This is a genomic window from Paraburkholderia guartelaensis (genome assembly GCF_004353905.1).
Lineage (GTDB): Bacteria > Pseudomonadota > Gammaproteobacteria > Burkholderiales > Burkholderiaceae > Paraburkholderia > Paraburkholderia guartelaensis.
The window spans coordinates 414055-427083 of record NZ_SMOD01000002.1 but is presented as its reverse complement, the minus strand read 5'-3'; the positions used below and the strand labels follow the sequence as shown (position 1 = coordinate 427083).

At 64.9% G+C, this 13029-nt stretch carries 12 protein-coding genes; 5 read left to right on the top strand and 7 right to left on the bottom strand.

Going from position 1 to position 13029, the window contains the following annotated elements; all coding sequences use genetic code 11:
* Positions 1-6: 6 nt before the first annotated feature.
* The gene (speB, locus tag E1N52_RS04085; RefSeq protein ID WP_133180396.1) at positions 7-957 is read right to left on the bottom strand and encodes an agmatinase; all 951 of its coding nucleotides are present in this window, start codon (positions 955-957) and stop codon (positions 7-9) included.
* A 139-nt stretch (positions 958-1096) separates the two neighbouring features.
* Positions 1097-1927: a helix-turn-helix transcriptional regulator gene (locus E1N52_RS04080; RefSeq protein ID WP_133180394.1), complete on the bottom strand. Its 831-nt coding sequence runs from the start codon at positions 1925-1927 to the stop codon at positions 1097-1099.
* 170 nt (positions 1928-2097) lie between these two features.
* Between E1N52_RS04080 and E1N52_RS04075 the strand changes: the two genes are divergently transcribed.
* The 5 genes from E1N52_RS04075 (at position 2098) to ampC (ending at position 7874) form a co-directional block, all read left to right on the top strand.
* Positions 2098-2442: a cupin domain-containing protein gene (locus E1N52_RS04075; RefSeq protein WP_133180392.1), complete on the top strand. Its 345-nt coding sequence runs from the start codon at positions 2098-2100 to the stop codon at positions 2440-2442.
* 68 nt (positions 2443-2510) lie between these two features.
* Positions 2511-3944: an NAD(P)/FAD-dependent oxidoreductase gene (locus tag E1N52_RS04070; RefSeq protein ID WP_246088942.1), complete on the top strand. Its 1434-nt coding sequence runs from the start codon at positions 2511-2513 to the stop codon at positions 3942-3944.
* A 12-nt stretch (positions 3945-3956) separates the two neighbouring features.
* Positions 3957-4886: a LysR family transcriptional regulator gene (locus E1N52_RS04065; protein ID WP_133180388.1), complete on the top strand. Its 930-nt coding sequence runs from the start codon at positions 3957-3959 to the stop codon at positions 4884-4886.
* A 161-nt stretch (positions 4887-5047) separates the two neighbouring features.
* On the top strand, positions 5048-6613 hold the full coding sequence (locus E1N52_RS04060; protein WP_133180386.1) for a purine-cytosine permease family protein: 1566 nt from the start codon (positions 5048-5050) through the stop codon (positions 6611-6613).
* An 88-nt stretch (positions 6614-6701) separates the two neighbouring features.
* Positions 6702-7874, top strand: a complete 1173-nt coding sequence (gene ampC / locus E1N52_RS04055; RefSeq protein WP_133180384.1) for a class C beta-lactamase — start codon at positions 6702-6704, stop codon at positions 7872-7874.
* Here ampC and E1N52_RS04050 read toward each other — a convergent pair.
* The 5 genes from E1N52_RS04050 to E1N52_RS04030 all read right to left on the bottom strand — a co-directional run bounded on the left by E1N52_RS04050 (position 7871) and on the right by E1N52_RS04030 (position 13005).
* On the bottom strand, positions 7871-9271 hold the full coding sequence (locus E1N52_RS04050; protein ID WP_133180383.1) for an ATP-binding protein: 1401 nt from the start codon (positions 9269-9271) through the stop codon (positions 7871-7873). The genes ampC and E1N52_RS04050 overlap by 4 nt on opposite strands.
* Positions 9268-9930 carry a response regulator gene (locus E1N52_RS04045; protein ID WP_028203032.1) on the bottom strand — a complete coding sequence of 221 codons (663 nt, stop codon included), beginning with the start codon at positions 9928-9930 and terminating at the stop codon, positions 9268-9270. Before E1N52_RS04045 ends, E1N52_RS04050 begins: the two co-directional genes overlap by 4 nt.
* Positions 9931-10019: 89 nt before the next feature.
* On the bottom strand, positions 10020-11033 hold the full coding sequence (locus E1N52_RS04040) for an Ldh family oxidoreductase (RefSeq protein ID WP_133180381.1): 1014 nt from the start codon (positions 11031-11033) through the stop codon (positions 10020-10022).
* 102 nt (positions 11034-11135) lie between these two features.
* Complete coding sequence (locus E1N52_RS04035) at positions 11136-12050, bottom strand: dihydrodipicolinate synthase family protein (RefSeq protein WP_133180379.1); 915 nt, start codon at positions 12048-12050, stop codon at positions 11136-11138.
* A gap of 172 nt (positions 12051-12222) precedes the next feature.
* Complete coding sequence (locus E1N52_RS04030; protein ID WP_246088941.1) at positions 12223-13005, bottom strand: AraC family transcriptional regulator; 783 nt, start codon at positions 13003-13005, stop codon at positions 12223-12225.
* Positions 13006-13029: the final 24 nt, after the last annotated feature.

Below are 13029 nucleotides of genomic sequence, written 5' to 3'. Positions count from 1 at the left end.
CGCGTCCTAGCGGTAAGCCACGCCGGGCATGATGCAAAGCATTTCGAAGGCGAGATTCGCGCCCACGAGCGCGGTCGTGCCGGCCTGGTCATACGGCGGCGAGACTTCGACGAGATCGGCGCCCACCACGTTGAGCCCCTTCATGCCGCGCACGATTTCGAGGCCCTGATGCACGGTGAGCCCGCCCACCTCGGGCGTGCCGGTGCCGGGTGCGAAGGCGGGGTCGAGCCCGTCGATATCGAAGCTCAGGTACACGGGCGTGTCGCCCACGCGTGCGCGCACTTCTTCCATGAGCGGCGCGAGCGAGCGGTTCCAGCAGGCCTCGGCTTGGACGACGGTGAAACCCTGCTTGCGGCACCAGTCGAAATCTTCTGCGTGATAGCCGGTGCCGCGCAGGCCGATTTGCGTGACCTTGTCGCATTGCAGGAGGCCATCTTCGACGGCGCGGCGAAACGGCGTGCCATGCGCGATCTTTTCGCCGAACATGGTGTCGTTCACGTCGGCGTGAGCGTCGATGTGGACGACGGCGACCTTGCCGTATTTCTTGTGCAGTGCGCGCAGGATCGGCCATGCGATCGTGTGGTCGCCGCCGAGCGTGATGGGGCGGCAGCCTGTTTCGACGATGCGATCGTAGGCGGCTTCGATCAGACGAATCGAATCCTTCAGGTCATACGGGTTCGTTGCGACGTCGCCGATATCGGCCACCTGCAGCGAATCGAACGGCGCCGCGCGCGTGGCCATGTTGTACGGCCGCAGCAGCACCGATTCCGAACGGATCTGGCGCGGCCCGAAGCGCGTGCCGGAGCGATTCGAGGTACCGATGTCGAGCGGCACACCGACGAAGCAGACGTCGAGGCCCTCGGTGGTCTCGGCCTGCGGCAGGCGCATCATGGTGGCGATGCCGCCGAATCGCGGCATCTCGTTGCCGCCCTGCGGCTGGTTGAACTGGCGTTCCATGCGGGGTTGTCTCCGATCGTTAGAGTCAAATCGATCGGGCGATGGTAGGGGAGATCCCGCGCAGCCAAATATTGAAGTTGAGATGTTTACATCGACGAGAATCGATGTATGTGGGTCTTTAATAGACTCAACAGCGTGACTAAACCGCGGCGTGGCCCCAGGCGATCAGCTCGCGCTTGGTGCGCACGCCCAGTTTCGCGAAGGCGCGTTTCACGTACGACTCGGCGGTGGCCACCTGCACGCCGAGGATCTGCGCGGCTTCGGGCACGGTCTTGCCCGTGATGAGGTGCGCGCAGGTTTCGTATTCGCGTTTGGAAAGGCGCACGTTGTCGGCCGCAATGCGTGCGTCGAACTGCGCGAGCGGATGCATGAACGGAGCCGCATGGGCAATGCGCCGGGCCGCGCTCGTGGAGGCGTGCAATTCGAGCAGCGGAAACAGAAACTCGCTCACACTGCGAAAACGGTTCATTTCAACGAGCGTAAACGGCGGTTCGCGCAACCCGCGTTCGAGCGCGATGGAGTCCTGCGCGTGGCGGGTGCCGCGTGCGAGCACGCATTCGTGGGCGATGCGCGCCTCGTCAAAGAGCCGCTGGCGGAATTCGCCCGGCGGTATCGCGCCGATGTCGCGCACCACCAGCATCGTGCCGAGCTTGCCGCGAATGCCCGCGAACAGCGGATCGCTTTCGTAGAAACGGTCGTAATACAGGGTCATCACGTCCGAGATCTCGCCCGAATCCATTCCGACCCCGCCACTGCCGATCCATTCGCAACGAAAGCCCGTGGGCATCGTGTTGTCCGCACGCGAGCGTTCGATATGCACGACGTTGACGGGCACGACCTCGTTGAGCAGCAGCGTGAGACGCGGCACGAAATCGGGCGTGCCGACGGCCTCGATCACGTTGCCGAGGGTCTTGAAAGAGAGCGGAAAGTTCGCTTGATCGCGGTTGAGCGGGGGGGCGTTGAGCAGCATGGTGCGCCCATTCGTAATGGCTGATTCATTATAGCCGAGGGCTATCGGCCGCCAAAAATGCCCAAATCGGGCAGCAAAACACCGCTTGCCCCCCCTGAGGGGGGGCATACCGCAACCGCGCCAGTCGGTAACTTTGGCGTCACTCAATCAATCAACCGGAAGCGACGCAAATGAGCAAACTGATTCAGGACATCGTGCCGCTGGGCGCTGGCATCGGCGAATTCACCAAGCTGGAATATGGCATGGACGAAAGCGACTGGCGCGCGACCGTCGGCAAGAACAATAACTATGTGATCGGCTGGTGGGAAGGCAAGGTCGGGGCGGTGGATTTCCCGGCCACGACCGCCGACGAAGCGGTATGGCTCGTGGAAGGCAAGATCGCACTGACCGATGCGAATGGCGGCCGCAAGGAATTCACGGCGGGCCAGGGCTATCTCCTGCCCGCCGGCTTTGCAGGCCGCTGGGAAACCCTCGAAGACGCGAAGAAGTTCTACGTCGTGCTCGAACAGGGCTAAGGACTATAGCGAGCCGCTTCCCACAGGAGGCGGCTTTGTTTCTCCCGTTCCGCGCAGTGAAGCCAATGATGAGTACCCCTGCAGAAGTTGAAGTCGAATCGCGCCCGGGCGTCACGCTCAGCGTGCAAGAGGCGCTTTCGCGCACACGGTTCTTTCCGTACTGGCTCGACAACCCCGCCGAGCCGCCGACCGAGCCCAAGCTCACCGCCGACGTCGAGGCCGACCTGCTGATCGTCGGCGGCGGCTTCACGGGGCTCTGGGCGGCCGTGCAGGCCAGGGAGCAGATGCCCCATCTGAACGTCGTGCTGATCGAGGCGGGCAAGGTCGCGCACGGCGCGTCGGGCCGCGCGGGCGGCATCATCTCGACTTCGGTGATGCATGGACTGCCCAATGCCGTACGGGTATTCCCCAACGATATTGCGCAGCTCGAAGAATTCGGCCATCACAATCTCGACGGCTTCGAGGAAACGCTCAAGCGCTACAACATCGACGCCGACATCGAATGGAACGGCGAAATGACCGTGGCGGTCGATCCCGAGCATATCGAGCATTTGCGCGGCGATTACGAGCTGCACCAACGCTACGGGCACGACGTCGTGCTGCTCGATGCCGAAGCGACGCGCGAGCAACTCGATTCGCCGTTGTTCGCCGGTGCGCTGTGGTCGCGCAATCGCAGCGGCATCGTGCATCCGGCCAAGCTCGCGTGGGGCCTCAAGCGCGCGGCGCTTTCGCTCGGCGTGAAGCTCTACGAGCACACGCCGCTCATCGATGTCATCGACGAAGGCCAGACTGTTTACGTGAAGACGCCCGAAGGCAGCGTGCGCGCGCCGCGCGTGGTGTTCGGCAGCGGTACGGCGAAGGTCGGCATTCCCGATATCAATCGGCGTGTGCTGCAGGTGCGCGACCACGTGCTCGCAACCGAACCGCTCACCGAAGAACAGCTTGCGCGTATCGGCTGGAAGAATCGCCAGGGCATTTACGACACGCGCACGCAGCTCAATTACTTCCGTCTCACGAAGAACAACAACATCATCTTCGGCGGACTCGTGAGCTATCACTTCGACGGCGATCCGAATCCCCCGCAGGACCAGAAGGCCGAGACCTACTATCGGCTCGCGCAGGCGTTTTACCGCACCTTCCCGCAGCTTGCCGACGTGCGCTTCTCGCACGCGTGGGGCGGCCCGATCGACTACTGCTCGCGCGGTTCCGTGTTCGCGAAGCGCTATCTGAACGACAAGGCCGTTTTCGTGGCGGGTTACACGGGCTTTGGCGTGGCGGCGAGCCGCTTCGGCGCGTTCATGGGCCTGAATATCCTGTTCGACCGCAACAGCCCCGAGCGCACGCTCGATATCGCCAACCAGAGTCCGACCTATATCCCACCGGAGCCGGTGCGCTGGCTGGCCGCCAAGGTCACGTTCCACGCATTCGACGGCGCCGATGCCGAAGGCGGCTGGAAGCGCGCGTGGATCAAGGGTATCAAGGCGATGGGCTTTCCGATGTGAAGGATTAGCGGCATGTTCTCCAATACCTCCGATCTCGACCTGCGGCTCATCCGCGTGTTTCTCGCCGTGGTGGATGCGCGCGGCATCACCGCGGCCGAAGCGACGCTAGGCGTGCGGCAGTCCACCATCAGCACGCAGCTCTCGGCGCTCGAGGCGCGCGTGGGCTTCAAGCTCTGCGAGCGCGGGCGCGGCGGCTTTCGTCTCACTTCGAAGGGCGAGCGCTTCGTGCCCTCGGCGCGCGCGCTCGTTGCGGCGACCACCGAGTTCGTCGCACGCGTGCGCGATATCGACCGGAAACTCGTTGGCACGCTCGGCATTGGCCTGATTGGCCAGGCTTCGCACGTCGAGAACGCGCGGCTCGCGGAAGCGATAGGCACATTCCGCCAACGCGATCAGGCCGTGCGCTTCACGATGAAGGTCGCGGCGCCCCAAGAACTCGAAGAAAGCCTCGTCAACAACCACATCGACATTGCGATCGGCTACTTCTGGCATCGCGTGGCGGGCCTCGATTACACCGAGCTGTTCAGCGAGCGCCAGGTGCTGTGCTGCGGGCGCGGCCATGCGCTTTTCCATGGTGCGCCGCACGTCAACGTGGATGACCTGCGCGAGCACGACTGGGTCTGGCGCAGCTATCCGATACCGGAGGAGCTTGCCGGTATCGGCGACCGGCAGGTGACGGCGATTGCCGACAGCATCGACGCCGCCACGGTCCTGATCCTGTCGGGCAGCCATATCGGCTATTTGCCCGCGCATCACGCCGAGCCGTTCGAGCAGCGCGGCCTCATCCGGGCGCTCGGGCGCACCACGTTCGGCTTCGACGTGCCGATGCATCTGGCCGTCAAGCGCAGCGCTGCGGAAAAGCCCATCGTGCGCGCGTTCTGCGACGATCTGCTCAGCGTCTATGGGCAGCATGCCGCCGTGCCCGAATCGCTCGTTGAATGAAAGAAGCGCTGCGCGCCATACATTGGCTGCGCAAGATGTAAACGTATGGAATGCAGAATAATTAGCCCGCTGTGATCGATTAAAGTGGGCGAGAGACGTTGATAGTGCGTTGACCGGTTGTTTGCAAAAGCAGCCAGATCAGCGCGGCAAGGAGTGAGACAATGAGCAATAACAGCATTACCCAGATCGAAACATTCGGTTTCGAACGCATTCCCGATGCATCGCGCTACGCGCGGCCCATCGATCTGTTCCGGCTGCTGTTCGGCGGCTGCAATACCTTCTCCACCTCGGTGCTGGGCAGCTTTCCGGTGCTGGTCGGCCTTTCGTTCAAGGCCGGCGTGTGGTCCATCGTGCTTGGCGTGCTTGCCGGTACCTGCATTCTCGCGCCCATGAGCCTGTTCGGGCCGCGCAACGGCACGAGCGATCCCGTTTCGTCGGGCGCGCACTTCGGCATCCACGGTCGGATCGTGGGCTCGTTCCTCGCACTGCTCACGTCGATCGCGTTCTTCGCACTCGCGGTCTGGAGTTCGGGCGATGCGCTCGTGGGCGGCGCGCACGACATGGTCGGCGTGCCGGTCAACGCCTGGACACTCAGCTCGGCTTACATGGTGTTCGCCGTGCTCGTGGTGGTGGTGTGCATCTACGGCTTTCGCTTCATGCTGTGGGTGAACAAGATTGCCGTGTGGGCGGCGAGCCTCATGTTCGTGGTGGGCGCCTTCGCGTTCGCGGGCGCGTTCGATCCCGCCTATGCCGGCACGCTGTATGAGGGCGGCGCGGGATTCTGGGTGGCCTTCGTGAGCGCGGTGCTCGTCGCGCTGAGCAACCCGGTGTCGTTCGCCTCGACGCTCGGCGACTGGGCGCGCTACATTCCGCAGCACACGCCGCGCCACCGCGTGATGGGCGCCGTATTCGCCGCGCAGATCGCCACCTTCGTGCCATTCTTCTTCGGCCTCGTCACGGCCACGCTCATCGCAACGAAGGCGCCAAGCTATATCGCCTCGAACGATTATGTGGGTGGACTGCTGGCTGTGTCGCCGCGCTGGTTCCTGCTGCCTACGTGCCTCATTGCGATTATCGGCGGCATGTCCACCGGCACGACCGCGCTCTACGGCACCGGCCTCGATATGTCGAGCATGTTCCCGAGACTTCTGAACCGCGTGCGCGCGACCATGCTGATCGGCACGCTGGCCATCGGTTTCATCTTCGTCGGCCGCTTCGCGTTCAATCTCGTGGAAAGCGTCTCGACGTTCTCCACGCTGATCTGCACGTTCAGCTGTCCGTGGATGGCGATCATGGTGATCGGCTTCATTACGCGCCGGGGTCACTATCTCGCCGACGACCTCCAGATCTTCAATCGCGGCGGCCGCGGCGGCCACTACTGGTTCACGCACGGCTGGAATCTGCGCGCGATGGGCGCGTGGCTGCCGGCGGCGTTCCTCGGTCTTTCGTTCGTGAATCTGCCGGGGCAATTCATCGGTCCGCTTGGCTCGCTGGCGGGTGGCCTCGATCTGAGCGTGCCGGTTTCGCTGGCGGTGGGCGGCATCATCTACGTCGTACTGCTGACGATGTTCCCAGAGTCGAATGCCGTGTATGGCCGGGAAGGGCGCCGCTTCGTACGTGGCTCGCGCGGGCCGGCACTTGAACCGGTACATGCTCAACGTATGCGCGAGGAGCACACGGCTGGCGCGGTGCATGAACTGCAGCGCAGCCCGGAGTACGCCGAGTAAGTCTGTCAGCACGGGTCGCCTCCCCGGAGGCCGCTGCGCGCAGACCGGGTAAGATCACGGCTTTTGCGCACCGCGTAAGGAGGCGATCTTGCTTCGTTCACTCGTAAGGGGCTGTGCCGGTGCCCTGCTGTTCGCCATCGCGCTCAACAGCCCTGCCTTTGCCGCCGAATCCGCCACCGGCAGCGACGCACAAATCCGCGAAGCCGCGCTCGCGTTCATGCGCGAGAACGGCATCCCCGGTCTCGCGATTGGCGTTGTCGTGAACGGCGCGGAGCGCTTCTACAACTTCGGCGTCGCATCGAAGGAAACGGGTGAGCCGGTCACGAACGAAACGCTCTTCGAACTCGGCTCGATGAGCAAGACGTTCGCCGCCACCCTCGCCGGGTGGGCGCAGGTGAATGGCAAGCTCTCGCTCGATGCGCCGGTGAGCGCCTATGTGCCCGAGATGCACGACACGCCGTTCGGCGCGCTCACGCTCATCAATCTCGGCACGCACACGGGCGGCGGCTTCCCGCTGCAGGTGCCCGACGAAGTCACGAACGACGCGCAGCTGATGGCATGGCTCAAGGCATGGCGGCCGCGTTATCCGGCAGGCACGCAGCGCACCTACGCGAACCCGAGCATCGGCATGTTCGCGCGCATCACGGCGCAGCAGCTCGGCATGAGCTACCCGGACGCGGTGGAGAAACTGCTCTTTCCGAAGCTCGGGCTCGCGCACACGTTCATTCGCGTGCCGCCCTCGGAGCGCGCGGCCTATGCGCAGGGCTACAACTGCAAGGACGCGCCGGTGCGCCTGAATCCCGGCGTGCTCGCCGACGAAGCCTATGGCGTGAAATCGGATACGCGTGACATGCTGCGCTTTCTCGAAGCGAACATGGGCCAGGTCGAAGTGGAGCCGGAGATGCAGCGCGCGCTGGAGGCCACACATGTGGGTTATTTCCGCGCAGGTCCGTTCATTCAGGACCTCGTCTGGGAGCAGTATGCGCAGCCGGTGAGTCTGAACGATCTCGTGAAAGGCAACGCGAACGTCATGGTGCTGGAGGACAACCCGGCCACGGCGTTGATCCCGCCGCTGCCGCCGCAGCCCGATGCGTTGCGCGACAAGACGGGCGCGACCAACGGTTTTGGCGGCTATCTGGCCTTCGAGCCTTCCCGCAAGACGGCCATCGTCATTCTCGCCAACCGCAACCACCCCACCGAGTCGCGCGTGCGGTTCGCCTATCGTATGCTGGAACTGGTGCAGGGCGCGTCTGCGCCTTAGGCCGAATCGCTCGTCGCGCGGGCGGTTCGGCTCGCGGGCGCATTCGTTTTGGCCGCCGGGCTGTCGTGCACGGGCAGCCCGCTCACCGCGGCGGTGAGCCCGCGCCCACCGGGGTTGTTGCGCAGTGTGAACGTGAGACCATGACGCTGCGCGATGCGCGCCACAATCGAAAGACCGAGTCCGCTACCCGTGCCCTGCGCATGATCGCCGCGAAAGAAGCGGTCCAGCACGCGTTCGAGATCGTCTTCGGGAATGCCGGGCCCGTTATCGATGACTTCGAAGCCGAGCGTGTCCTGCGAACGCGTGAGCACGAGATCGATCTTGCCACCTGCCGGCGTGTAGCGGATCGCGTTGTCGAGCAGGTTGTTCAGCAAGGTGTTCAGGCCGTGCGCGTCGGCGTTCACGTTGCAGATGCACTCGGGCGTCACGGGCGGCCGCGACTCCAGGCCGAGGTCGATGCCTTTCTCCTCCGCGAGCAGCGAGAAGTCGCCGATGGCCTGCTCGCCCAGCCGCCGCAGGCTCACGACAGTGGCGGGCGTGCTCGCTTGCGCATCTTCGCGCGCAAGCGTGAGCAATTGCTGCACGAGGCGGATCGTGCGGTTCAGGCGCGTTTGCATGCGCTCGAGCGTGCGCGGCTCGCCGTTGAGTGTGCCGTCGTGCAGCGCCGCCTGCCATTGCAGCTTGAGCGCGGCGAGCGGCGAGCGCAGCTCGTGCGCCGCGTCGGCGATGAAGGTGCGCTGTGCCTGCGAGGCCGTATTCAGGCGATCCAGCAGATCGTTGAGCGCGACGACGAGCGGGCGAAGTTCGACGGGCACCGAACCATCGAGGCGCAACGGCTCCAGCTCGTGCGCCGAGCGTGAAGCGAGCAGCGCCGACAACGCGCCTACTGGCGCGAGCCCGCGCGTTACCACGAACAGCAGGAGCACAATGGCCACCGGCACGAGCAGTGCGAGCGGCCACAACGTATGAAGCGCGAGGTGCAGCGCCAGTCCATCGCGCACAGAGATAGGCTGCGCCACCTGAACGAAGCGCTCCGGTTGCGCGATGCCGTACACGCGCCAATGCACCTCGTCGTGCTCGATCGTCCGAAAGCCCGTGGACTGGCGCGGCAGCACGGGTGTTTCCTGCGAGCGGTAAACCAGTTTGCCGTCGTGGTCCCAGATCTGGATGAGAATGCGGTCGTCGGCGATTTCGTCGAAGCCTGGGCCGGACTGCTCGACCTCGCGTGCCGTCGCGACGTTCGCGGGTATGGATTGCGCCACGGCATGCAGCTCGTAATCGAACAGCTCGCCCGCTTCTTCGCGCGCGCTGTGAAAAATGCCGAAGCCCGCCACCAACGACGCGGCCGCGAAACCGCAGATGAGCCAGCCCAGCAGGCGGCGGCGGATGGAGTTCATTCCGATCTCTTGAGCCGGTAGCCCACGCCGCGCACGGTCACGATCTGGTCGGTGCCGATCTTGCGGCGCAAGCTATGCACATGCACCTCGATCGCGTTGCTGCCGACTTCCTCGCCCCAGCCGTACATGCGCTCTTCGAGTTCGGCCTTGGTGAACACGCGCGCGGGCTGCTCGATGAGCACGCGCAGCAGCGCGAATTCGCGCGGCACGAGCGCGACGCTTTCGCCGTCTTTCGTCACCTCGTGCGCGGCGGGATCGAGCGCGAGGCCGCTGTGCGTGTAAACGGGCTGCTTCTGGCCCGTGCGGCGGCGGAGCATGGCGCGCGTGCGGGCGGCCAGTTCGTCGAGATCGAAGGGCTTGATCAGGTAGTCGTCGGCGCCGGCGTCGAGCCCGGCGATGCGGTCCGTTACCGAGTCGCGTGCGGTCAGGATCAGCACGGCCGCTTCGCCGCCTTTGCGGCGGTAGCCGTTGAGCACCTCGATCCCGTCCTTCTTCGGCAGCCCGAGGTCGAGCAGCACGAGGTCGTACACGTCGTTGTCGAGCGAAAGCTCCGCCTCGCGCCCGTCGCGCGCCCAGTCGACGGCATGACCCTCGCGGCGCATCGAGTCGAGCACCGTTTCGGCAATCATTTCGTCGTCTTCCACCAGCAACAGGCGCATCGCTCGCTCCCCCAATTTCCAGCCTTACATTGTCGCTCATCCCGGCTTAACCGGTGCTTAAGCGGCACGCTGAGGGGGCGTCTGACCAATCAGTCGAGGAGTTTCAGCACATCGTCGTAAAGCGCGCGCGGCACCGTCACGCCGTCACGTTCGCTGCGCTCGCGCGCCTCGAAACGGCGCTGCGACGGCAAGCGCGCGCCCTGGGCGGTGATGGCGGCGAACAGCCGCTCGGCGCGCGCTTGACCGGCTTCGTAGCCGTCGCCGCCAAAGCGCCGGGGATCGATGGCGATGACGAGCTCGCCATGGCAAGGGCTTGCGCCCGCGCCTCCGTCGAAGGCCTGCGACTCCATGCTCGTAAGGTCGCCGATCAGCGCGCCCGCAAGCAGCTCGATCATGGCCGCGAGCGCCGAGCCCTTGTGGCCGCCGAACGTCTGCATCGCGCCGTCCAGCGCCGCGCGGGCGTCGGTGGTGGGCTGGCCTTCGCTGTCGAGCGCCCAATGCGGCGGAATGGGCTTGCCTTCGCGCGCGTGCAGTTCGATGTCGCCGCGCGCAATCGCGCTCGTGGCGAAGTCGAACACGAACGGCAGGCCGCCTTCGCGCGGCCACGCGAACGCAAGCGGATTCGTGCCGAACACGCCGCGGGTGCCGCCCGCCGGCGCGACCCAGCTATGGCTCGGGTTCATGGCGATGCCCACGAGCCCTTGCGCCGCGATGGCTTCGACCTCGGGCCACAGCGCCGAAAAATGAAAGCAGTGGTTGATGGCCATCGCCGCGATGCCCTGGCTGCGCGCTTTCTGCGCGAGCACGGGCAGGCCGGTTTCGAAGGCGAGCAGCGAAAAGCCATACTGCGCGTCCACGGCCAGCACGCCGGGCGCGATATCGCGCAGCGTGGGCTCGGCGCGCGCATCGACCTTGCCGCTCTTGAGCGAGCGTGCGCAGACGAGCAGGCGATAGATGCCATGCGAATGGCATTCGTCGCGCTGGCCTTGTGTGATGACGCGCGCAATCGCATCGGCGTGCGCCTCGGACATGCCGTGCCGCAGCAGCACATTGCGCGAGAGCGTGAAGACTTCGTCGAGCGTGAGGACGATGGTGGCGGACATGGCATCCCGTGTAGAAAAGCAAACCGGGCCAACGTGGCCCGGTTTCGGTGATTCGAATGAAGATTGGGAGAGAGGCGCGTCTGGTTCGTGACGCTTACAGTCTTACAGACCGACGTCCGGCAGGGCGGGGCGCGTGGCGAGCGCCTTCTCGACCACGGCCTTCACATGCGCGAGCGCTTCGCCTTCGAGCGGCAGGCGCGGCGGGCGCGTGACCGCGCTGCCGCGGCCCACCAGTTCCTCGCACAGCTTGATGCACTGCACGAGGTCGGGGCGCGCGTCGAGGTGCAGCAGCGGCATGAACCAGCGGTAGAGCGCGAGCGCTTCGTCAAAGCGCTTTTGCTTCGCGAGACGGAAGAGCGTTTCGCCTTCCTTCGGGAACACGTTCGACATGCCCGATACCCAGCCCTGTGCGCCCACGGCCACGCTTTCGACCACCACGTCGTCGAGGCCCGCGAACAGCACGAAGCGGTCACCCACGGCGTTGCGCAGATCGATGAAGCGGCGCGTATCGCCCGACGAATCCTTGAAGCAGACGATATTTTCGCAATCCTGAAGAGCGATCAGGATGTCGGGCGTCACATCGTTCTTGTAGATCGGCGGATTGTTGTAGACCATCACCGGCACGTCGGTGCTGGAAGCCACGGCGCGGAAATGCGCGGCCGTTTCGTGCGGCTTCGAGGAATACACGAGCGCCGGCATGACCATCACGCCGTCCACGCCCACGCGCGCCGCTTCTTTCACGGTCTGGCGCGCGAACTCCGTGGTGAATTCGGCGATGCCCGCGATCACCGGCACCTTGCCGCCTGCCGCGTCGCGCGCGGCTTCGATCACCGCAATCTTTTCATGCGTCGCGAGCGAGGTGTTCTCGCCGACGGTGCCGCACACCACGAGGCCCGACACGCCGTCCTTGACGAGATTGCTCACCACCCGGTGCGTGGCGTCGATATCGACCGAGAAGTCCGCCTTGAATTGCGTGCTGACGGCGGGAAACACCCCGCTCCACTGGATAGCGCTCACTGTGACTCACTCCTTGAATGCGTAGCGGCTCGCGCCGGTACCTGTTGAATATGAGTGAAGTATCGCTGTCCAGATCGTTTGACGCTTGAGGCCTTTCGCGCCTCAAAAAGACGAAATCTGCATAGTCCGCTGCTTTCTTAAAGCAGTCCAGGGACAACCCTGGCCGCGAGGCTCAAGCGCCGGGCGTCTGCGCGCTTTCGGGCGTTTGCAGCAACGCGCGATACTGGCTTGGCGTGACGCCCACCGTGGCCTTGAATTGCCGCGTGAAAGCGCTGTGATCGTTATAGCCGCACTGCGTGGCGATGTCGGTGATGCTCAGGTCGCTCGCGAGCAGCACCGAGGCCGCATCCAGACGCGTTTTCAGCAGCATCTGGCGGGGCGTGAGGTGGAAGATCTTGTGGAAGTAGCGCTCGATCTGCGCCACCGACATGTTGATGAGCTTCGCCAGGTGCGCGAGCTTGAGCGGTTGCGCATAGTTGTCCTGGATGTACTTCGCGGCGACCGCAAGCCGCTGGTAAGCGGGGTGCGTGCCTTCGGCGGCCTGCAGATCGCGCGAAATGCCCGCCACGCCCAGCACGCGGCCGCGCGCGTCGTGCAGCGGGACTTTCGAGGTGAGACACCAGCCCGGCTGCCGCCCCGGATACAGATGCAGTTCGAGCTGGTCGATGAGACTGCTGTCGAGCCGCACCACGGCCTGGTCCTGCGCGGTGTAACTGTGGCCGAAGCGCGAGGGAAAGACTTGCTCGGCGGTCTTGCCGAGCAGCGCGCGCTTTTCCTTGAAGCCGCAGCGCGCGGCGAGCGTGGTGTTCGCGATCACGTAGCGCGCCTCGTGATCCTTCACGAAGAACACCACGTCGGGCATCGCGTCGAACAGCGGTTCCAGCATGGTGAAATGCGCGACCATCTGCGCAAACGTGGCGTTTTCGAGGGCGGCGGGCAGGACCAGTTCGGGCATCGCGGGGCGCTTGGGGCGGGATCG

Coding starts and splice junctions, on each gene's coding strand:
- E1N52_RS04040 (WP_133180381.1), bottom strand. CDS start 11,033: ATGTCCGCCACCATCGTCCTCACGCTCGACGAAGTCTTCACGCTCTCG.
- E1N52_RS04070 (WP_246088942.1), top strand. CDS start 2,511: ATGAGTACCCCTGCAGAAGTTGAAGTCGAATCGCGCCCGGGCGTCACG.
- speB (WP_133180396.1), bottom strand. CDS start 957: ATGGAACGCCAGTTCAACCAGCCGCAGGGCGGCAACGAGATGCCGCGA.
- E1N52_RS04030 (WP_246088941.1), bottom strand. CDS start 13,005: ATGCCCGAACTGGTCCTGCCCGCCGCCCTCGAAAACGCCACGTTTGCG.
- E1N52_RS04050 (WP_133180383.1), bottom strand. CDS start 9,271: ATGAACTCCATCCGCCGCCGCCTGCTGGGCTGGCTCATCTGCGGTTTC.
- E1N52_RS04080 (WP_133180394.1), bottom strand. CDS start 1,927: ATGCTGCTCAACGCCCCCCCGCTCAACCGCGATCAAGCGAACTTTCCG.
- E1N52_RS04075 (WP_133180392.1), top strand. CDS start 2,098: ATGAGCAAACTGATTCAGGACATCGTGCCGCTGGGCGCTGGCATCGGC.
- E1N52_RS04065 (WP_133180388.1), top strand. CDS start 3,957: ATGTTCTCCAATACCTCCGATCTCGACCTGCGGCTCATCCGCGTGTTT.
- E1N52_RS04060 (WP_133180386.1), top strand. CDS start 5,048: ATGAGCAATAACAGCATTACCCAGATCGAAACATTCGGTTTCGAACGC.
- E1N52_RS04045 (WP_028203032.1), bottom strand. CDS start 9,930: ATGCGCCTGTTGCTGGTGGAAGACGACGAAATGATTGCCGAAACGGTG.